This is a genomic window from Cupriavidus sp. FW306-01-F10A, from assembly GCF_058782785.1.
Map to the genome: position 1 here is coordinate 1 of NZ_JBYSYA010000015.1, position 19458 is coordinate 19458.

At 65.3% G+C, this 19458-nt stretch carries 17 protein-coding genes; 16 read left to right on the forward strand and 1 reads right to left on the reverse strand.

The annotated features are described in order from the left end of the window. The 10 genes from AC3WLF_RS20665 to AC3WLF_RS20710 form a co-directional block, all read left to right on the forward strand. Positions 1-537 (forward strand): ABC transporter ATP-binding protein (locus AC3WLF_RS20665; RefSeq protein WP_492358758.1); only part of this gene is annotated, 537 nt, incomplete at its 5' end. A gap of 74 nt (positions 538-611) precedes the next feature. Next, complete coding sequence (locus AC3WLF_RS20670; protein WP_492320132.1) at positions 612-1820, forward strand: ABC transporter substrate-binding protein; 1209 nt, start codon at positions 612-614, stop codon at positions 1818-1820. A gap of 151 nt (positions 1821-1971) precedes the next feature. Further along, positions 1972-2856: a branched-chain amino acid ABC transporter permease gene (locus tag AC3WLF_RS20675; protein WP_414224838.1), complete on the forward strand. Its 885-nt coding sequence runs from the start codon at positions 1972-1974 to the stop codon at positions 2854-2856. Continuing rightward, positions 2856-3911, forward strand: a complete 1056-nt coding sequence (locus AC3WLF_RS20680) for a branched-chain amino acid ABC transporter permease (protein ID WP_492320131.1) — start codon at positions 2856-2858, stop codon at positions 3909-3911. Before AC3WLF_RS20675 ends, AC3WLF_RS20680 begins: the two co-directional genes overlap by 1 nt. A 403-nt stretch (positions 3912-4314) precedes the next feature. Next, positions 4315-4779 (forward strand): hypothetical protein, encoded by a 465-nt coding sequence (locus tag AC3WLF_RS20685; protein ID WP_492358759.1) that lies wholly within the window; start codon positions 4315-4317, stop codon positions 4777-4779. A gap of 81 nt (positions 4780-4860) precedes the next feature. Next, complete coding sequence (locus AC3WLF_RS20690; RefSeq protein ID WP_492320129.1) at positions 4861-5622, forward strand: sulfite exporter TauE/SafE family protein; 762 nt, start codon at positions 4861-4863, stop codon at positions 5620-5622. Positions 5623-5912: 290 nt separating this feature from the next. Next, positions 5913-7064 carry an ABC transporter substrate-binding protein gene (locus AC3WLF_RS20695; protein WP_010811281.1) on the forward strand — a complete coding sequence of 384 codons (1152 nt, stop codon included), beginning with the start codon at positions 5913-5915 and terminating at the stop codon, positions 7062-7064. A gap of 563 nt (positions 7065-7627) precedes the next feature. Further along, complete coding sequence (locus tag AC3WLF_RS20700) at positions 7628-8680, forward strand: branched-chain amino acid ABC transporter permease (protein WP_058698082.1); 1053 nt, start codon at positions 7628-7630, stop codon at positions 8678-8680. Positions 8681-8683: 3 nt separating this feature from the next. Beyond that, complete coding sequence (locus AC3WLF_RS20705; RefSeq protein WP_492352482.1) at positions 8684-10525, forward strand: branched-chain amino acid ABC transporter ATP-binding protein/permease; 1842 nt, start codon at positions 8684-8686, stop codon at positions 10523-10525. Positions 10526-10534: 9 nt separating this feature from the next. Then, entirely contained in the window at positions 10535-11278 is a 744-nt protein-coding gene (locus AC3WLF_RS20710) for an ABC transporter ATP-binding protein (RefSeq protein ID WP_018312984.1), read from the forward strand. Between the two features lie 259 nt (positions 11279-11537). On the opposite strand, the gene AC3WLF_RS20715 is transcribed toward AC3WLF_RS20710, so the two are convergent. Then, complete coding sequence (locus AC3WLF_RS20715; RefSeq protein ID WP_492320126.1) at positions 11538-12473, reverse strand: LysR substrate-binding domain-containing protein; 936 nt, start codon at positions 12471-12473, stop codon at positions 11538-11540. A gap of 153 nt (positions 12474-12626) precedes the next feature. Between AC3WLF_RS20715 and AC3WLF_RS20720 the strand changes: the two genes are divergently transcribed. From AC3WLF_RS20720 to AC3WLF_RS20745, 6 genes are all read left to right on the forward strand, one after another. Then, positions 12627-13622, forward strand: coding sequence for a tripartite tricarboxylate transporter substrate binding protein BugE (locus AC3WLF_RS20720; RefSeq protein ID WP_492320125.1), 996 nt, complete (start codon positions 12627-12629; stop codon positions 13620-13622). 3 nt (positions 13623-13625) lie between these two features. Further along, the gene (locus AC3WLF_RS20725) at positions 13626-14498 is read left to right on the forward strand and encodes an N-formylglutamate amidohydrolase (protein WP_492320124.1); all 873 of its coding nucleotides are present in this window, start codon (positions 13626-13628) and stop codon (positions 14496-14498) included. 211 nt (positions 14499-14709) lie between these two features. Beyond that, complete coding sequence (gene mnmG / locus AC3WLF_RS20730) at positions 14710-16668, forward strand: tRNA uridine-5-carboxymethylaminomethyl(34) synthesis enzyme MnmG (protein ID WP_492358760.1); 1959 nt, start codon at positions 14710-14712, stop codon at positions 16666-16668. 21 nt (positions 16669-16689) lie between these two features. Then, positions 16690-17391, forward strand: a complete 702-nt coding sequence (rsmG, locus tag AC3WLF_RS20735; RefSeq protein WP_492357108.1) for a 16S rRNA (guanine(527)-N(7))-methyltransferase RsmG — start codon at positions 16690-16692, stop codon at positions 17389-17391. A gap of 84 nt (positions 17392-17475) precedes the next feature. Beyond that, a complete protein-coding gene (locus AC3WLF_RS20740; protein WP_010811272.1) occupies positions 17476-18249 on the forward strand; it encodes a ParA family protein in 774 nt (257 codons plus the stop codon). Between the two features lie 14 nt (positions 18250-18263). Then, the gene (locus tag AC3WLF_RS20745) at positions 18264-19166 is read left to right on the forward strand and encodes a ParB/RepB/Spo0J family partition protein (protein WP_492320121.1); all 903 of its coding nucleotides are present in this window, start codon (positions 18264-18266) and stop codon (positions 19164-19166) included. The last annotated feature ends 292 nt before the right edge of the window (positions 19167-19458 follow it).

Genomic DNA, 19458 nt, shown 5'->3' on the forward strand with positions numbered 1-19458 from the left:
TCGATCAAGGTCAATGGCCACGAGACCATCAGCCTGCCCACGCACAAGATCGCGCACTACGGCATTGGCTATTGCCCCGAAGAGCGGGCGATCTTCTCCAGCCTCTCATGCGAAGAGAACCTGATGCTGCCGCCGGTGCTGAAGGGCGCCGACACCAGCCAGGGCATGAGCGAATCCGATATCTACGAGATGTTCCCGAACCTGAAGGAGCGCCGCCAGAGCCAGGGCACGCGTCTTTCCGGCGGCGAGCAGCAGATGCTGGCGGTCGGGCGCATCCTGCGCACCGGCGCCAACCTGCTGCTGCTCGATGAAATCTCGGAAGGGTTGGCACCGGTGATCGTGCAGGCGCTCGCGCGCATGATCCTGATGCTCAAGCAGAAGGGGTACACGGTGGTGATGGTGGAGCAGAACTTCCGCTTCGCCGCGCCGCTGGCCGACCGCTTCTACGTGATGGAGCATGGCAGCATCGTCGAACGCTTCGCAGCCAATGAGCTGGAGGCCAAGATGCCGGTGCTGCATGAACTGCTCGGGGTCTGATCCGCACGGATCATGGGTTGATGTTTGGCAGGAACGGGTGGCGCGCACGCCGCCGCAAATCAGGAGACATAGACATGAAAAAGACTCGGCTCGCGGCCGCGATGGCGGCCATTGCCATGGGTGCGGTTTCCTTCAGCGCCGTTGCCCAGGTGTCCGGCGACACTGTGAAGATCGGCTATATCACCGACATGTCGGGCCTGTACGCCGACATCGACGGCCCCGGCGGCCTGGAAGCCATCAAGATGGCGGTCGAGGACCGCGGCGGCAAGGTGCTGGGCAAGCCGATCGAGATCGTCTCCGCCGACCACCAGAACAAGGCCGACATCGCCGCCTCGAAGGCACGCGAATGGATGGACCAGCAGGGCCTGGACATGCTGCTGGGCGGCACCAACTCCGGCACCGCGCTGGCCATGAACAAGGTGGCCTCGGAGAAGAAGCGCGTCTACATCAACATCGGCGCCGGCACCGCGCGCCTGACCAACGAAGAGTGCTCGCCGTACACGGTGCACTACGCCTATGACACGGTGGCGCTGGCCAAGGGTACCGGCAGCGCGGTGGTCAAGCAGGGCGGCAAGTCGTGGTTCTTCCTGACCGCCGACTACGCCTTCGGCCATTCTCTGGAAAGCGACACCGCGGCCGTGGTCAAGGCCAACGGCGGCACGGTGGCGGGCCAGGTGCGCCATCCGCTGTCGGCATCGGACTTCTCGTCGTTCCTGCTGCAGGCGCAGTCGTCCAAGGCGCAGATCCTGGGCCTGGCCAACGCCGGCGGCGACACCATCAACTCGATCAAGGCGGCCAAGGAATTCGGCATCACCAAGTCGATGAAGATCGCCGGCCTGCTGATGTTCATCAACGATGTGCACAGCCTCGGGCTGAAGAACACCGAAGGCCTGCTGATGACCGACAGCTGGTACTGGGACATGAACGACGACACCCGCAAGTTCGCCAACCGCTTCTTCGGCAAGATGAAGAAGATGCCGAGCAGCCTGCAGGCGGCGGACTACTCGGCGGCCAGCACCTACCTGAAGGCGGTGGAAGCAGCGAAGACCGACGATCCGGACAAGGTCATGGCCGAGTTGAAGAAGATGAAGATCAACGACTTCTACACCAAGGGCTATATCCGCCAGGACGGTCGTGGCATCCACGACATGTACCTGATGCAGGTGAAGACCGCGGCAGAGTCGAAGAAGCCGTGGGACTACCTGAAGGTGGTCGCGACCATCCCGGGCGACCAGGCCTTCACCACGGTGGCCGAGTCGAAGTGCGCAATGCTGAAGAAGTAAGCTGATGTGAGATCCGCCGGCGGCGCGCCACCTGCGTGCCGCCGGCATCGGACGCGGTTCTTTGCTGCGGTGTTCGCCGCAGCGTTCGCATTACCTGGCACCAACCGCAGCAATCCCCGTCATACAACGGCGGTATCAACGGCACTCCGCGATGGACATCTTCGGAATCCCCTTGCCGGCCATGCTTTCCCAGCTATTGCTGGGGCTGGTCAACGGCGCCTTCTATGCGATGCTGAGCCTGGGCCTGGCGGTTATCTTCGGCCTGCTCAACGTCATCAATTTCGCGCACGGCGCGCTCTTTATGCTCGGTGCGGTGCTGGCCTGGATGGGCATGGAGTACGCCGGGCTGAACTACTGGATCATGCTGCTGCTGTCGCCGCTGGTCGTTGCCGCGCTGGGCGTGGTGATCGAGAAGACCATGCTGCGCTGGATCTACAAGCTTGACCATATCTACGGCCTGCTGCTGACGCTGGGCATCACGCTGGTGATCGAGGGCATCTTCCGCTCGATCTACGGCGTCTCCGGGCTGCCGTACTCGACGCCGGATGCGCTGCAGGGCGCGACCGACCTGGGCTTCATGATCCTGCCCAACTACCGCGCGTGGGTCGTGGTGGCGTCGCTGGTGGTGTGCTTTGCCACCTGGTACGTGATCGAGAAGACCAAGCTGGGCGCCTACCTGCGCGCCGGCACCGAGAACCCCAAGATGGTCGAGGCCTTCGGCGTCAACGTGCCGCTGATGGTGACGCTGACCTACGGCTTCGGCGTGGCGCTGGCCGCGTTTGCCGGGGTGCTGGCCGCGCCGGTGATCCAGATCTCGCCGCTGATGGGGCAGAACCTGATCATCATCGTGTTCGCGGTGGTGGTGATCGGCGGCATGGGTTCGATCATGGGTTCGATCCTGACCGGCCTGGGGCTGGGCGTGATCGAGGGCCTGACCAAGGTGTTCTATCCTGAAGCATCGTCGACCGTGGTGTTCTTCATCATGGTGATCGTGCTGTTGCTGCGCCCGGCCGGGCTGTTCGGGAAGGAGAAGTGATGAGCGTACCCTCCACATCATCGACGCCATCCACGGTGGCGGCCAACGCGGGCAACGCAGGAAAGGGACAAGGCGTGCAGAAGAAACTGTTGTACGGATTGCTGCTGCTGGCACTGGTGGCCGCGCCGCTGGCCGGCGCGTATCCGGTGTTCGTGCTCAAGGTGCTGTGCTTCGCGTTGTTTGCGTGCGCCTTCAACCTGCTGATCGGCTATACGGGGCTGCTGTCGTTCGGCCATGCGGCCTTCTTCGGCGGCGCTGGCTATGCCGCCGGCCATGCCATGAAGGTCTGGGGCGTGACCCCGGAAATCGGCCTGATCCTGGGCACCGGTGCGGGCGCGCTGATCGGCTACGTGGTGGGCTCGCTGGCCATCCGCCGGCAGGGCATCTACTTCTCGATGATCACGCTGGCGCTGGCGCAGATGCTGTTCTTTATCTGCCTGCAGGCGCCGTTCACCGGTGGCGAGGACGGCTTGCAGGGCATCCCGCGCGGCAAGCTGTTCGGGGTGCTGCCGCTGTCGGACGACCTGACGCTGTACTACGTGGCGCTGGCGATCATTGTGGCCGCCTTTGCGCTGATTGTGCGCACGGTGCATTCGCCGTTCGGCCAGATCCTGAAGGCGATCAAGGAGAACGAGCCGCGCGCGGTCTCGCTGGGCTATGACGTCGACCGCTTCAAGCTGACCGCCTTCGTGCTGTCGGCGGCGCTGTCGGGGCTGGCCGGCTCGATCAAGGCGCTGGTGCTGGGCTTCGGGACGCTGACCGACGTGCACTGGTCGATGTCGGGCTCGGTCATCCTGATGACGCTGGTCGGCGGCCTGGGCACATTGTCGGGCCCGATTGTCGGTGCCTTCGTGGTGGTCGCGCTGGAGAACAAGCTCGGCGACATCGGCAACTTCCTGGCGTCGGTCACCGGCATCTCCTGGTTCGGCACGCTGGGCGAGTCGGTGACGATGGTGACCGGCGTGATCTTCGTGATCTGCGTGCTGACTTTCCGCCGTGGCATCATGGGCGAGCTGCTGGCGCGCTTCGGGGGCCACTCGGGCAAGCGGGAGTAACCCGGCACGAGTGACCGCGGGTCGACATGCCCGATTCTGGGGCTAGGGTTTTTTCTAGCTTGTCCTCGATGCACCGCTTCGTTACATTCCATATACGGTTTTCGCAGGTTAAATGGAGGCGGAAGCGAGGAGACGACAGGCGCGCACCCGGTGTCGGGTAGCAGCGTTATAAATAAAGGGCGTTGCCGGGTGATCCTCGGCAACGCTTTTTTCATTTGGGCCTCCCAATCGCTCCTGTGGCGCTTTCGCCCCATCATGGGGCATCCAGGCTGCACCGGCATCACCTGGCTACCCGCCACATGCGACAATGCGGGCGCTCTCATTGCCCGCCATGCCTGCCGCACCTGATTCCCCCCACTCCCCAGCCGTTCCGGATCTTCCCGACACACCTGCGCCGCAGGGCTTGGTACGCCTCGGGCTGGGCGCCGATGCAGTGACGCTGGAAGCCTGGCTGGCTACGGTGCAGCCACTGCCGGTGCCCGCCGCGCGCGCGCGCCGGCTGATGCTGGACGAGCTGCTGGCCCAGTCCGGGCGCGGCATCTGCCTCCTGGTGAACGACGCGCAGGCTCCGCACGATCTGCTGGCGTGCCTGCCGGTGGCGCTGCTCCCGAGCCTGGAGCTTGCCGGGCTGGCTGCCTGCGGCATCGAGTGGTGGGTACGGCCCGGGCTGGACGGCGGGGCCCGCCGCGCCTGCCTTGAGGCCTGCTGCGCCACGCTGGCCGACTGGGGCCGTGCGCACGGTATCCGCCATGCGCTGCTGGCGCCGCGGCTGGTGGCAGGGCAAGGCGGCGCGCCGCCGGGCTTCAGCCCGCATGGCAACGGCATGTGGCACCGCAGCCTGGTGCCTGTGGCCAAGGCGCTGGGCTGAACTGATACCGCCTGGCAGCGCGCCGGCCCGCCCGCACCGATCTCCTCCGATCCTTTCCTTTTCGCTTCCCTGCTTCCTGCAATGACGGAATTCGCATTCCTGGCGGTTGCCGCCTTTCTCGCCGGCCTGATCGACGCGGTCGCCGGCGGCGGCGGCCTGGTACAAATCCCGGCGATGTTCTCGGCCTATCCCAATGTCGCGCCGGCCACGCTGCTGGGTACCAACAAGATGGGCTCGATCGCGGGCACCGCCAACGCGGCGCTGCGCTACGGCCGCAGCGTGCGCATCTACTGGGGCGCGACCGCGCCCGCGGTGGTGGCGGCCCTTATCTTCTCGATGGCCGGTGCCTGGGCGCTGACCAAGATTCCGGCCGAGCCGCTGCGCAAGGCGCTGCCGTTCGTGCTGGTGGTGTTGCTGGTCTACACCGTGGCCAAGAAGGACCTGGGTACGGAACACGCGCCGACGCTGTCGGGGTCGCGCGAGCGCATCGCGGCGCTGCTGGCCGGCGCCGCCATCGGCTTCTATGACGGCGTGTTCGGTCCGGGCACCGGCAGCTTCCTGATGATCGCGTTCGTGCGGGTGTTCGGCTATGACTTCCTGCACGCGGCGGCCTCGACCAAGGTGGTCAACCTTGCCACCAACCTGGCGGCGCTGCTGTTGCTGGCCAGCAAGGGCCATATCTGGTGGCAGCTGGGCCTGGTGATGGCGGTGGCCAACATCGCCGGCAGCCAGGTAGGCAGCAAGCTGGCCCTGCGCCACGGCAGCGCCTTCGTGCGCAAGGTGTTTATCGTGGTGGTGAGCGCGCTGATCCTGAAGACCGCCTGGGACGCGTTCCTGCGCTGACGGCGAAGCCGGGCGGCGCTTGCGATGCGGGTTAATCCTCCCTTTTCGCGCCAAGTCGCTGTGCTAGACTCGATCCGAATTCCCGACCGCGCGGTCGGTGAATGGCCGGAGCGCGCCGATCCGGGGGAGTGGTGCGGACGGGGAAACTGGGGAGCGGCCTGGCGTCGTTCCTGGCTGTAGCGCAGGTGCCGGCGATGTGCCTGCGTCAGACCCGAGGGGTCGACAAAAACGGGCATCCGCCGGTGGACGCCGGACGGATGCCTTTCCGTTTCAGGAACCGAGGAGACAAGATGGATTTCAAGCGCGCCAGCCTGCTGGCAATCGCTGCGGCGAGCCTGGTTGCCGGTGCAGCCCAGGCACAGGTCAAGGTCGGGGTGACGGTGTCGGCCACGGGTCCGGCGGCATCGCTGGGTATTCCGGAGAAGAACACCTTCACGCTGATGCCCAAGGAAATCGCGGGCAAGAAGATCGAGTACATCGTGCTGGACGATGCCTCCGACACCACCACCGCGGTCAAGAACACCCGCAAGCTGATCAGCGAAGACAAGGTCGACGTGGTGGTGGGTTCCACCGTGACGCCGAACTCGCTGGCGATGGTAGACGTGGTGGCCGAGAACGATACGCCGATGATCACCATGGCCGCCTCGGCGCGCATCATCGAGCCGATGGATGCCAAGCGCGCCTGGGTCTTCAAGACGCCGCAGAATGACTCGCACATGGCGACCGCCATTGCCGAGCACATGACCAACAACAACGTGAAGACGGTGGCATTCATCGGCTTCGCGGATGCCTATGGCGACAGCTGGGCGCAGGAGTTCGCCAAGGTGGCGGAGCTGCGCAAGATCAAGGTGGTCGCCAACGAGCGCTTTGCCCGTACCGATACCTCGGTCACCGGCCAGGTGCTGAAGATGATGAGCGCCAATGCCGACGCCGTGCTGATCGCAGGCTCGGGTACGCCCGCGGCGCTGCCGGCCAAGACGCTCAAGGAGCGTGGTTTCAAGGGCAAGATCTACCAGACCCACGGCGTGGCCAATGCCGACTTCCTGCGCGTGTGCGGCAAGGATTGCGAAGGCACGTTCCTGCCGGCCGGGCCGCTGCTGGTGGCTGAGCAATTGCCGGACAGCAATCCGGTGAAGAAGCCGGCCATGTCCTACAAGACTTCTTACGAGAAGGCCTTCGGCGGCCAGGTCTCGACCTTCGGCGGTCATGCCTGGGATGCGGGGCTGATCCTGCAGCATGCCATCCCTGAGGCGCTGAAGAAGGGCCAGCCGGGTACCAAGGAATTTCGCAAGGCGTTGCGGGATGCGATGGAGCAGACCAAGAACCTGCCGGTTTCGCATGGGATCATGAACATGAGTGCTACCGACCACCTTGGCTTTGATCAGCGGGCGCGGGTGATGGTGCAGATTGTTGATGGGAAGTGGAAGTTGCTGACTAAGTGAAGGTTGGGGGGGGCGGCGTGGCGCTATGCGGTTGGGTGTCGCGCTTGCCAAGCGCTGCTGTTTCGCCGGCGTAGCCGGCGAGTCACTTTTTGTCCGAGCGACAAAAAGTAACCAAAAAACGCGTCGCCTGTGCGGCTGGCAATCAATTCCACGGCGTTGGTGGTTCGAGCGGTGGTGCTTGCCGTTTGGGCGTGGGTGCCCGTTCGACCCTGCTACGCCACGTGAGTGTGTGCCAGTGCCTGCGTTAGCCCACTATTGAACGATCCCCATGCAGGGCGTAGGCCGCCTGCTGCCGACAGCATCGCGGGGACGCCTACGGCTGCTACGCAGGCCCAAAATGCGCTGACGGTCATTGGGCGCTGCGCGAAGCGCCACGCCTGCCAAGAGAGCGACATCCAACCGCATAGCAACAATGCGAAACGCCCCCATACAGACCTCTCGTTAGGGCTTGCCTGTATTTCTACATTAGGCAATCCGTTTACTATTGCGTAAATCCCAAAGCGCACAGCACCCTGTCGGCCCCCATATGATGCAGGCAGGTATTTCCAAAAGACGGGGAGACAATGGACTTATCAATCGCTGCCATCCTGGCCCAGGACGGCATCACCTCGGGCGCGATCTACGCGCTGCTGGCACTGGCCCTGGTGCTGGTGTTCTCGGTGACCCGGGTCATCTTCATCCCGCAAGGGGAGTTTGTTGCCTACGGCGCGCTGACGCTGGCGGCGATGCAGGCCGGTCACGCGCCGCAGACCAGCTGGCTGCTGCTGGCGATGGGGGCGCTGACCTTCGTCTATGAAACCGTCACGGTGTTGCGCAGCGCCGAGTTGCGCCGCACGCTGGGCCAGCGGCTGGCGGTGCTGGCCGGCAAATACCTGGTGTTCCCGCTCGCGGTGCACTGGCTGGCGCAGCAGTATGGCGCGCAGCCGCTGCCGATGCTGGCGCAGATCGCGCTGACGCTGCTGATCATCATCCCGCTGGGGCCGATGCTGTACCGGCTGGCCTACCAGCCGCTGGCCGAGGCCAGCACGCTGGTGCTGCTGATCGTCTCGGTCGGCGTGCACTTTGCGCTGGTGGGGCTGGGCCTGGTGATGTTCGGCGCGGAGGGCTCGCGCACCAATGCGTTCTCGGATGCGCGCTTCGACGTGGGCGCGCTCAGCATCTCGGGCCAGAGCCTGTGGATCGTGGGCGTGTCGGCGCTGCTGATCGGGGCGCTGTACTTCTATTTCGAGCGCACGCTGCAGGGCAAGGCGCTGCGCGCGACCGCGGTGAACCGGCTGGGCGCGCGCCTGGTCGGCATCGGCACCACGCAGGCGGGGCGCCTGTCGTTCACGCTGGCCGCGGCGATGGGCGCGCTGTGCGGCATCCTGATCGCGCCGCTGACCACCGTGTACTACGAGTCGGGCTTCCTGGTGGGCCTGAAGGGCTTTGTCGGCGCCATCGTCGGCGGGCTGGTGAGCTACCCCGTGGCGGCGCTCGGTGCGCTACTGGTGGGCCTGCTTGAATCCTATTCGTCCTTCTGGGCCAGCGCGTTCAAGGAGGTCATCGTCTTCACACTGATCATTCCGGTGCTGCTGTGGCGCTCGCTGACGAGCAAGCATGTCGAGGAGGAGGAATAAGCCATGACCATGCTGACCGACAAGCAGGCGCGGGTGGCCAGTGCCGAGGCAGGCAGCCGTGCGCGGCTGAACCGCAACCGGGTCCTGGTGCTGGCTTTCATTGTGGTGCTGGTGTTGCTGCCGGCGCTGCCGACGCCGGAGTTCTGGATCACGCTGGGCAACTACATCGGCCTGTACAGCATCGTGGCGATCGGGCTGGTGCTGCTGACCGGGGTGGGCGGCATGACCTCGTTCGGCCAGGCCGCGTTCGTGGGGCTGGGCGCGTACAGCACGGCCTACCTGACCACGCAGTTCGGGCTGTCGCCCTGGTTCGGGCTGATGGTGGGGCTGGTGATCACGATGGCATCGGCCTATGTGATCGGGCTGATCACGATGCGCATGTCCGGCCACTACCTGCCGCTGGCGACCATTGCCTGGGGCCTGTCGCTGTTCTTCCTGTTCGGCAACCTGGAGTTCCTGGGCAAGTATGACGGCCTGAACGGAATCCCGGTGCTGTCGTTCTTCGGCATCGAACTGCAGTCGGGCCGCTCGATGTTCTACCTGATCTGGGCGGTGGTGCTGCTGGCCGTGCTGGCGATGCAGAACCTGCTGAACTCGCGCCCGGGCCGCGCCATCCGCGCGCTCAAGGGCGGCGGCGTGATGGCCGAGGCCATGGGCGTGAACACCGCGTGGATGAAGGTGGTGATCTTCGTGGTGGCGGCGGTCCTGGCGTGCGTGTCGGGCTTCCTGTACGCGCACCTGCAGCGCGCGGTGAACCCGACGCCGTTCGGCCTGAACTACGGCATCGAGTACCTGTTCATGGCCGTGGTCGGCGGCGTGGGCCATGTGTGGGGCGCGGTGCTGGGCGCGGGCATCCTGACCATCCTGAAGGATGTGCTGCAGGGCGTGCTGCCCAAGCTGCTCGGTGCCAACGGCAACTTCGAGATCATCGTCTTCGGCGTGCTGCTGGTATTGCTGCTGCAATACGCGCGCGATGGCATTTGGCCGTTCCTGCGGCGTCTGGTGCCTTCGGGGCCGCCGGTGCTGGCGCCGGCGCAGGCCGAGGCCCTGGCCGTGCGCCAGAAGCCCGAGGCCGGCGACCTGATCCTGGATGTGCGCGCTGCGCGCAAGGAGTTCGGCGGGCTGGTGGCGGTGAACGATGTCAGCTTCCACGTGCGCGCGGGCGAGATCATCGGGCTGATCGGTCCCAATGGCGCGGGCAAGTCCACCACCTTCAACCTGGTGACGGGCGTGCTGCCGGTCACGCGCGGGGAGGTGCGTTACCGCGGTGAAGTGATCTCGGGCCTGCCGTCGCGCGAGATCGTCAAGCGCGGCATCGGCCGCACCTTCCAGCACGTGCACCTGCTGCCGACCATGACGGTGCTGGAGAACGTGGCCATCGGCGCGCACCTGCGCGGTGATTTCCGCGCCCAGGGCGGCGTCTCTGCCGCGATCCTGCGCATGAACAAGGCCGAGGAAGAGAAGCTGCTGTTCGAAGCGAAGCGCCAGCTTGAACGCGTGGGCCTGGCCGATTGCATGTACATGGAAGCCGGCAGCCTCGCGCTGGGCCAGCAGCGGATTCTTGAAATCGCGCGTGCGCTTTGCTGCGACCCCGCGCTGCTGTTGCTCGACGAGCCGGCAGCGGGCCTGCGCTACAAGGAGAAGCAGGCCCTGGCCGAACTGCTGCGCAAGCTCAAGGGCGAGGGCATGAGCGTGCTGCTGGTCGAGCACGACATGGATTTCGTGATGAACCTGACCGACCGGCTGGTGGTGATGGAATTCGGCACGCGCATTGCCGAGGGCGTGCCCGAGGAAGTGCAGAAGAACCCCGCGGTGCTGGAAGCCTATCTGGGTGGCGTGGAGTAAGGACCGGACATGAGCCTGATTCTCGAAGTGAAGGACCTCCACGTCCGCTACGGCAAGGTGGAAGCGGTGCACGGCGCCAACCTGAAGGTGGAGGCCGGCAAGATCGTCACGGTGATCGGCCCAAACGGTGCCGGCAAGTCGACCATGCTCAATGCGATCATGGGTGCGCTGCCGGTGACGGGGTCGTCGAGCGGCTCGGTCAGCTACCTCGGCCACGACATGGCCGGCATCCCGGTGGAGGGGCGCGTTGCGCGCGGCATGTGCCTGGTGCCGGAGAAGCGCGAGCTGTTTGCGTCGATGACGGTGGAGGACAACCTGCAGCTGGGCGCCTTCCGCCGCAAGCGCGCCGGCGAGAAGAACTACCTGGACCAGATGGACGTGGTCTACGACCTGTTCCCGCGCCTGCGCGAGCGCGCCCGCCAGGACGCCGGCACGCTCTCCGGGGGCGAGCGCCAGATGCTGGCGGTGGGGCGCGCGCTGATGGCCAAGCCGCAGTTGCTGATGCTGGACGAGCCCAGCCTTGGCCTGGCGCCGCTGATCGTGAAGGAGATCTTCCACATCATCAGCAACCTGCGCCAGACCGGCGTGGCTACGCTGCTGATCGAGCAGAACGCGCGCGCCGCGTTGCAGGTGGCGGACTACGGCTATGTGATCGAAACCGGCGATATGGCGATGGAAGGGCCGGCCGACGAGCTGGCTGCGAACCCGAAGGTGATCGAAACCTATCTTGGGTTGGCAAAAAAGGCGGCTTGATCTGCCCGGTTTTCGCCAGAGGAATGAGGGCCTGCGGAAGCAGGCCCTTTTCTATTGGTGGTGTGAATAACTTTGGGGATAACCCAATTCAGAGGCGCTTCGGACTGATGTCGCTACCGGCGCGCTGATGTAGGCACGCCAATATCCATTGGAACGATTTCTGGTAATCAAATTTACCAAATACTATCTATCTAGATAATAATTTGAGGAAATTTATCTGCAGGATGAATGCATTTCTACAGGATTTTTGTTCTGTAATTCATCCAGTGAATAAAGTGTCGATGCCGCTGCCTGTATCCTTCGCTGCGGTCTCCAGCAGCCAATCACGGAAGCATGTCAGCGCCGGATGATCGCGCCGTTCCTTCGGCGCACACAGGAAATAGCCCCGTTGCAGCGTAATTGGCAGGTCAAACGGCGCCGTTACGCGTCCGGCGGCAATTTCGTCGCGCACCAGGCAGCGCTGCAGCACGGCGACGCCAATGTCGGCGCGCACCGCCTGGATCAGGATCGAGACCTGGTCGAACGCTGTGGATAACCTTGGCGCAGCGTTGGGTACGCCGGCGGCCTGCAGCCAGTTTTGCCAGTTCGCCGGCGCGGTGGTGTGGTAGAGCAGAGGCTCGTCCAGCAGCTCCGCGGGAGACTGCCAGTGGCCGGCCTCGCGCCGTGCCCGGGCGCGGTCCGGATGGCAGACCGGCACCATTTCACGTCCCACCACATAGTCGGCCTGCAGGCCGGGCCACTTGCCGGCTTCACCCGCCAGGATGGCGGCGTCGGGGGAGGGGCCGGAGAGATCCTCGTCGCGCTGGTACGGGACGAAGTCCAGCCGGATTTCCGGATGGCGGCGATGGAAGTCCGGCAGGCGCGGCACCAGCCAGACGCTGGCCAGCGTGGGCACGACGGACAGCGTCAGGTGGTGCCGGCGGTCACCGGCGCGCAGGGCGGCGCTGGCATGCTCGATCGTGGCCAGCGGCTCGGCCACGGCCTCAAGCAATTTCCGGCCGGCATCGGTCAGTACCAGCCGGTGGGCATTGCGCTGTAGCAGCGGCTGCCCGAAATGCGCTTCCAGCCGCGCGATGGCACGGCTGATGGCACCCTGGGTCACGCACAATTCGTCCGCCGCACGCGTAAAGCTGCCCAGCCGTGCCGCGGTGGCAAAGGCGTGCAACTCGGACATCGATGGGGAATGCAGCCGCATGGCGGGGGAGGAGAGGAAGGGCGGGACGGCTGCCGGAGCGACCGCTGCAGGATGATCTTTGGTAATGCAAACGTGCAATATAGTCGTTTGTGCCCGCCCGGTAAACGGCTGACACTCGTCCGGTTCATGCACAAAACCAACAGGAGAAACCTCATGATCCGAGCCAGGATGTCCCGCCGCCAGCTGCTGCTGTCCGGTACCGCCGCCGCTGCCACGCTGGCCTTTGCCGGCAACGCGTTCGCGCAAGCCAATTACCCGACGCGCCCGATCCGCCTGATCGTGCCGTTCGCTGCGGGCGGCTCCACCGACCTGTCGGCGCGCCTGGTGGCAGAGTTTGCCGGCCGCGAGCTGGGCCAGTCGATCGTGGTCGAGAACAAGGGCGGCGCCGGCGGCTCGCTGGGCATGGAGCAGGTGGCCAACGCCGCGCCCGATGGCTATACCATCGGCATGGCCACGGTCAGCACGCACGGCTCCAACCCCGCCGTATTCCCGAAACTCAAGTACGACCCGATCAAGGACTTTGCCCCGATCACCAACGTGGTGTCGATGCCGAGCGTATTCACGGTGCATCCGAGCGTGCCGGCGAAAACCATGCAGGAATTCATTGCCTTAGCCAAGGCCAATCCGGGCAAGTATTCGGTTGCCTCGCCGGGCACAGGGACCCTCGGCCACGTAAATCTTGAGAACTTCCAGATGCTGGCGAAGATCGAGTTGCTGCACGTGCCGTACAAGGGTGCCGGCCTTGGGCTCAATGATGCGGTGGCAGGGCAGGTCAATGCGATCTCGGACAACCTGGCCTCGGCGCTGCCTCATGTGAAGTCGGGCCGCCTGCGCGCGCTGGCGGTGCTGGGCGCCACGCGCTCGCCGCAGTTGCCAAACGTGCCCACCTATGCGGAATTGGGCTACAAGGAGATGGGCGACGGCGGCTGGTTCGGCATCGTCGCGCCCGCGGGCACGCCGCCCGCCATCGTGGCAAGGCTGAACCAGGCCATCCTCAAGGCCATGCAGAACCCTGAATTCAAGCGCAAGGTGGAGGAGTCCGGCGGCACGTTGGTGCCGACCACGCCGGAGCAGTTCAAGGCCCAGATCCAGCAGGCCATTGCGCGCTATGCCCGCGTCGCCAAGGCCGCCAACATCCAACTGGACTGACGCATGGCTGAAGCGAATCACCTGGCCGCCGCACTGCCGCCGGTCATCGTGCGCTTGCCGGAAGGGGAGGCGCTACCGCTGGTGTGTGACTCGCCGCACAGCGGCACCGCGTACCCGGCCGACTTCGGCGCGGCGATTCCTGCCGCGCGTCTGCGCGGGGGCGAGGACACGCACGTCGATGCCCTGTGGGAGGCCGTGCCCGCAGCAGGCGGTACGCTGCTGGCGGCCACCTTCCCGCGGGTCTATATCGACCCGAACCGGATGCCCGACGACATCGATCCGGCCCAGCTCGACGGCACTTGGCCGACGGCACTGGCCCCGGGGCCGAAGACGCAGCTGGGCTACGGCCTGATCTGGAGCCGGGTCGACGCCAGCACGCCGATCTATGACCGCCGCCTGTCCGTGGCGGAAGTGCAGGCCCGTATCGACCGCTACTACCGGCCGTACCATGCGGCGTTGGCCGAGGCCGTGGAGGGTGCTCACCAGCGCTTTGGCGCGCTCTGGCACCTGAACCTGCACTCCATGCCCAATAACGCCTACGAGCGGCTCAAGATCGCTAGCCCGCACCCGCTGGCGGACTTTGTGCTCGGCGACCGGGACGGCACCACCTGCGAGCCGGGGCTGGTCGACCTGGTCGCAAGGGAACTGCGCGGCATGGGTTACACGGTGGCGCGCAACGACCCGTACAAGGGCGTGCAGCTGATCGCGCAGATCGGCCGGCCGGCCGAGCGGCGCAATAGCCTGCAGATCGAGATCCGGCGGCCGCTGTATATGGACGAGGTGAGCCGCGAGCGCAATGCCGGGTTCGCCACCTTGCAGCGCAATCTTGGCAAGCTGACCGGGCAGGTTGCGGGGTATATCCGCGCGCAGCTCTGAGACGCTTGTTCCACGTGAAACATCCGGCCGGGCCATGTGCTCGGCCTTTTTGTTTCACGTGGAACATAACGTCGCTTTCGAGCGACTCGCCGGGTATCGCCAACGCCATGTTTCACGTGAAACATGGTTACCGCCGGAAAGCGGCTAGTCGATTGCCGCTATAATTTCGCATTCCCGTATTTTCCCGCCAGCCTCCCGGAGGAGGTGTCCCATGCTTTACCCAAAAGAATTCGATGTCATCGTCGTCGGCGGTGGTCATGCCGGCACTGAAGCTGCACTCGCCGCGGCCCGTATGGGCTGCCAGACGCTGCTGCTGACTCACAACATCGAGACGCTGGGTCAGATGAGCTGCAACCCGTCCATCGGGGGCATCGGCAAGGGGCACCTGGTCAAGGAAGTGGACGCCATGGGTGGTGCCATGGCCGCCGCCACGGACGAGTCCGGCATCCAGTTCCGCATCCTCAACTCCAGCAAGGGCCCGGCGGTGCGCGCAACGCGCGCCCAGGCGGACCGCGTGCTGTACCGTAAGGCCATCCGTACAAGACTGGAGAACCAGCCGGACCTGATGCTGTTCCAGCAGGCCGTAGACGACCTGATGGTGGAGGGCGACCGCGTCGTCGGCGCCATGACGCAGGTGGGCATCGCCTTCCGCGCCCGCGCGGTGGTGCTGACTGCCGGCACCTTCCTGGACGGCAAGATCCACGTCGGGCTGGACAACTACACCGGCGGCCGCGCCGGCGACCCGGCAGCGGTGTCGCTGTCGGCGCGCCTGAAGGACCTGAAGCTGCCGCAAGGCCGCCTGAAGACCGGCACGCCGCCGCGTATTGACGGCCGCACCATCGATTTCTCGGTGATGGAAGAGCAGCCTGGCGACCTGGATCCGGTGCCGGTGTTCTCCTTCCTGGGGCGCCCGGAGCAGCACCCGCAACAGCTGCCGTGCTGGATCACCCATACCAATAGCCGCACCCACGACATCATCCGTGGCGGGCTGGACCGCTCACCGATGTACACCGGCGTGATCGAAGGGGTAGGGCCGCGCTACTGCCCCAGCATCGAGGACAAGATCCATCGCTTTGCCAGCAAGGAAAGCCACCAGATCTTCCTGGAGCCCGAAGGCCTGACCACCAACGAGTTCTACCCCAACGGGATCTCGACCAGCCTGCCGTTCGACGTGCAGCTGGAACTGGTGCACTCGATCCGCGGGATGGAGAACGCGCATATCCTGCGCCCCGGCTATGCGATCGAGTATGACTACTTCGATCCGCGCGGGCTGAAGGCTTCGCTGGAGAGCAAGGCCATCCGCGGCCTGTTCTTTGCGGGACAGATCAATGGCACCACCGGCTATGAAGAAGCCGCCGCGCAGGGCCTGCTGGCCGGCATCAACGCTGGCTGCTATGTGCGTGAACGCGATGCGTGGACGCCGCGCCGTGACCAGGCTTACCTGGGCGTGCTGGTCGACGACCTGATTACCCGCGGTGTGACCGAGCCGTACCGCATGTTCACCAGCCGCGCGGAGTTCCGCCTGAGCCTGCGGGAAGACAACGCCGATATGCGCCTGACCGAGGTCGGCCGTGAACTGGGCGTGGTCGACGATGCACGCTGGGATGCCTTCAACCGCAAGCGCGACGCTGTTTCACGTGAAACAGAGCGCCTGAAGAGCACATGGGTGAACCCGGCCATGCTTCCGGTCGAAGACGCCATGCCGCTGCTGGGCAAGCCGATCGAGCGCGAATACAGCCTGGCCGACCTGCTGCGCCGGCCAGAAGTCCGCTATGAAGCACTGATGGCGCTGCAGGGTGGCCGCCATGCCCCGGAAACGCCGTTGGACGCCGAGCCGATGCTGGCAGAGCAGATCCGCGAGCAGATCGAGATCGGCATCAAGTACCACGGCTATATCGCCCGCCAGGCGGCGGAGGTCGACAAGCTGGAAGCCAACGAGTCGACGCGCCTGCCGGAAGGGCTGGACTACACCGAAGTGCGTGGCCTGGGCTTCGAGGTCAGCCAGAAGCTGAACCAGCATCGTCCGGAAACGCTGGGCCAGGCCTCGCGCATTTCCGGCGTGACGCCGGCCGCGATCTCGCTGCTGCTGGTGCACCTGAAGAAGAAGGGGCTGGGGCGCACGCGCGCTGAGTCGGCCGCGCCTTCCGGCAACTCTGAAGAGGCTGCCTGAGTGCCCGGTCCGCGACACACCATGACCGACGACGCCACGCAGCGTCGTCGCCTTGAAGCCGGTCTGGCCGAGATCGGGCTGGCGCTGGCGCCGGCCCAGATCGACACCTTGTTTGCCTACCTGGCGCTGCTGCGCAAGTGGAACGGCGTCTACAACCTGACCGCAATCCGCCACCCCGATGAGATGCTTACGCATCACATGCTGGACTCGCTCGCCGCTGTGCCGGCACTGGCCAAAGCCGCGCGCGCCGCAGAGGTAGGCACGCCGGCGCGGGGCAGGGTATTGGACGTGGGCTCGGGCGGCGGCATGCCCGGCCTGCCGCTGGCCATCGCCTGTCCCGACGTGTCGGTGCTGATGGTGGACATCGTGCAGAAGAAGACCGCCTTCCTGACCCAGTGCCGTGCGCAACTCGGGCTTTCCAATGCCGCGGCGCATTGGGGGCCGGTGGAGAAGCTCGACGATGCCAGCGGCTTTGCTGTGATCACCTCGCGCGCGTTTGCGGAACTGACTGATTTCGTGAACCTGTCGGGCCAGCTCCTTGCACCGCACGGCAAGCTGATCGCCATGAAGGGGGTTTATCCACAGGCCGAGCTGGACCGCATGGAAGCTGCCGGGCTGATGGCGCAATGGCAGGTCGATGCGGTGCCCCGCATCACCGTGCCCGGGCTGGATGCCGAGCGCCACCTGGTGGTGCTGTCGCGGCGCGCAAGCGCCCACGCATGACGTACGCCGCGGCGCTGCGTGCAGCGCCGCGAACTGCCAGCCCCGCGCTGGCCGGATGAATTGAAGCAGGAGCCTCAGTAGCTTATGGCCAAGGTATTCGTGATCGCAAACCAGAAGGGCGGGGTAGGCAAGACCACCACCACGGTGAACCTCGCCGCCGGCCTGGCCGCGCAGGACCAGCGCGTGCTGCTGGTCGACCTGGACCCGCAGGGCAATGCCTCGATGGGTTCGGGCATCGACAAGCAGGCGCTGGAGCACAGCGTGTACCAGGTGCTGGTCGGCCTGGCCAGCATCAAGCAGGCGCGCCAGCGTTCCGAGACCGGCAGGTACGATGTGCTGCCCGCCAACCGCGAACTGGCCGGCGCGGAAGTGGAACTGGTCGAGCTGGACCAGCGCGAGCGCCGCCTCAGGCAGGCCATCGCAGAGGTCAATGACGAATATGACTTCGTGCTGATCGACTGCCCGCCGTCGCTGTCGCTGCTGACGCTGAACGGCCTGTGCGCCGCGCATGGCGTGATCGTGCCGATGCAGTGCGAGTATTTCGCGCTGGAAGGGCTGTCGGACCTGGTCAACACCATCAAGCAGGTGCATGCCAACCTGAACCGCGACCTGCAGGTGATCGGCCTGCTGCGCGTCATGTTCGATCCGCGCGTCACGCTGCAGCAGCAGGTGTCGGCGCAGCTGGAATCGCACTTCGGTGAGAAGGTCTTCAAGACCCTGATCCCGCGCAATGTGCGGCTGGCCGAGGCACCGTCCTATGGCATGCCGGGCGTCGCGTTCGATCCGTCATCGAAGGGCGCCAAGGCGTACCTGGATTTCGGCGCCGAGATGATCGCGCGCGTCAGGCAGCTGGGCTGAAGGAGAGGGCAAGCATGAGCACTGCAAAGAAAAAGGGCCTGGGCCGCGGCCTTGAAGCGTTGCTGGGCGGGCCGGCCGAAATCGTTGAATCGGTGAAGCAGGAGGGTGCGCCCACCGTGCTGCGCCTGAACCAGTTGCAGCCGGGCAAGTACCAGCCGCGCACGCGCATGGATGAAGGCGCGCTGCAGGAACTGGCCGCCAGCATCCGCGCGCAGGGCCTGATGCAGCCGATCCTGGTGCGCCGCGTGGCCGAGCCGGACCGCTATGAAATCATCGCGGGCGAGCGGCGCTTCCGCGCATCCAAGCTCGCGGGCCTGGACAAGGTGCCGGTGCTGGTGAAGGACGTGGCCGATGAAGCCGCGGCCGCGATGGCGCTGATCGAGAACATCCAGCGCGAAGACCTGAATCCGCTGGAAGAAGCGCAGGGCATCATGCGGCTGATCCGCGAGTTCAGTTTCACGCATGAGCAGGCGGCCGAGTCGGTCGGCCGTTCGCGCAGCGCGGTGTCGAACCTGCTGCGCCTGCTGAACCTGGCCGCGCCGGTGCAGACCATGCTGATGGCGGGCGACCTCGACATGGGCCACGCGCGCGCGCTGCTGGCGGTGGACGGCGCCAACCAGATCACGCTGGCCAACCAGATCGTGAACAAGCGGCTGTCGGTGCGCGAGACCGAAAAGCTGGTGGCGTCCACGCTCAAGCCGTTCGACCTGAAGTCGCTCAAGCAGAAGGGCGCCAACAACGTGCGCGACGTGGCACGGCTGGAAGAAGAACTGTCCGATGCGCTGGGCCTCGATGTGCAGATCAAGCTGGGCGCGCGCGGCAAGGGCCAGCTCACCATCCACTTCAGCGACAACGACGCGCTTGAAGGCGTGCTCGTGCGGCTGCGCGAATCGACTGAAAAGCAGAAGGTCGCCTGAGGCAGGATGCCAAGGCGCGCGTAACTTCGCGTGCGCAATTCGGTGCGATTAACGGCCATTGCGGCGATGACTGTTGCGTGTACGCTGCAGTGTCCGCTCCCGGGACCGGTATACGTACGGCGTACCCGGTAATCCCTCATCATGCGCAGGGTTCGCTGCGCAATCCAATTACGTCAAACATTATTGCTGCGCAATTTTTGTGAAGCCATCATGGCTTCGTGATGGCAACCGTTGTGCGCAACGCGCTGCAAGCTAAATGTAAGCAGATTGACGCGAATCAGTAGTTCCCCTT

What these genes read in the sequence shown, in the direction of transcription:
- AC3WLF_RS20670 (WP_492320132.1), top strand. Translation starts at nt 612, where the DNA reads ATGAAAAAGACTCGGCTCGCGGCCGCGATGGCGGCCATTGCCATGGGT.
- AC3WLF_RS20675 (WP_414224838.1), top strand. Translation starts at nt 1,972, where the DNA reads ATGGACATCTTCGGAATCCCCTTGCCGGCCATGCTTTCCCAGCTATTG.
- AC3WLF_RS20680 (WP_492320131.1), top strand. Translation starts at nt 2,856, where the DNA reads ATGAGCGTACCCTCCACATCATCGACGCCATCCACGGTGGCGGCCAAC.
- AC3WLF_RS20690 (WP_492320129.1), top strand. Translation starts at nt 4,861, where the DNA reads ATGACGGAATTCGCATTCCTGGCGGTTGCCGCCTTTCTCGCCGGCCTG.
- AC3WLF_RS20695 (WP_010811281.1), top strand. Translation starts at nt 5,913, where the DNA reads ATGGATTTCAAGCGCGCCAGCCTGCTGGCAATCGCTGCGGCGAGCCTG.
- AC3WLF_RS20700 (WP_058698082.1), top strand. Translation starts at nt 7,628, where the DNA reads ATGGACTTATCAATCGCTGCCATCCTGGCCCAGGACGGCATCACCTCG.
- AC3WLF_RS20705 (WP_492352482.1), top strand. Translation starts at nt 8,684, where the DNA reads ATGACCATGCTGACCGACAAGCAGGCGCGGGTGGCCAGTGCCGAGGCA.
- AC3WLF_RS20710 (WP_018312984.1), top strand. Translation starts at nt 10,535, where the DNA reads ATGAGCCTGATTCTCGAAGTGAAGGACCTCCACGTCCGCTACGGCAAG.
- AC3WLF_RS20715 (WP_492320126.1), bottom strand. Translation starts at nt 12,473, where the DNA reads ATGCGGCTGCATTCCCCATCGATGTCCGAGTTGCACGCCTTTGCCACC.
- AC3WLF_RS20720 (WP_492320125.1), top strand. Translation starts at nt 12,627, where the DNA reads ATGATCCGAGCCAGGATGTCCCGCCGCCAGCTGCTGCTGTCCGGTACC.
- AC3WLF_RS20725 (WP_492320124.1), top strand. Translation starts at nt 13,626, where the DNA reads ATGGCTGAAGCGAATCACCTGGCCGCCGCACTGCCGCCGGTCATCGTG.
- mnmG (WP_492358760.1), top strand. Translation starts at nt 14,710, where the DNA reads ATGCTTTACCCAAAAGAATTCGATGTCATCGTCGTCGGCGGTGGTCAT.
- rsmG (WP_492357108.1), top strand. Translation starts at nt 16,690, where the DNA reads ATGACCGACGACGCCACGCAGCGTCGTCGCCTTGAAGCCGGTCTGGCC.
- AC3WLF_RS20740 (WP_010811272.1), top strand. Translation starts at nt 17,476, where the DNA reads ATGGCCAAGGTATTCGTGATCGCAAACCAGAAGGGCGGGGTAGGCAAG.
- AC3WLF_RS20745 (WP_492320121.1), top strand. Translation starts at nt 18,264, where the DNA reads ATGAGCACTGCAAAGAAAAAGGGCCTGGGCCGCGGCCTTGAAGCGTTG.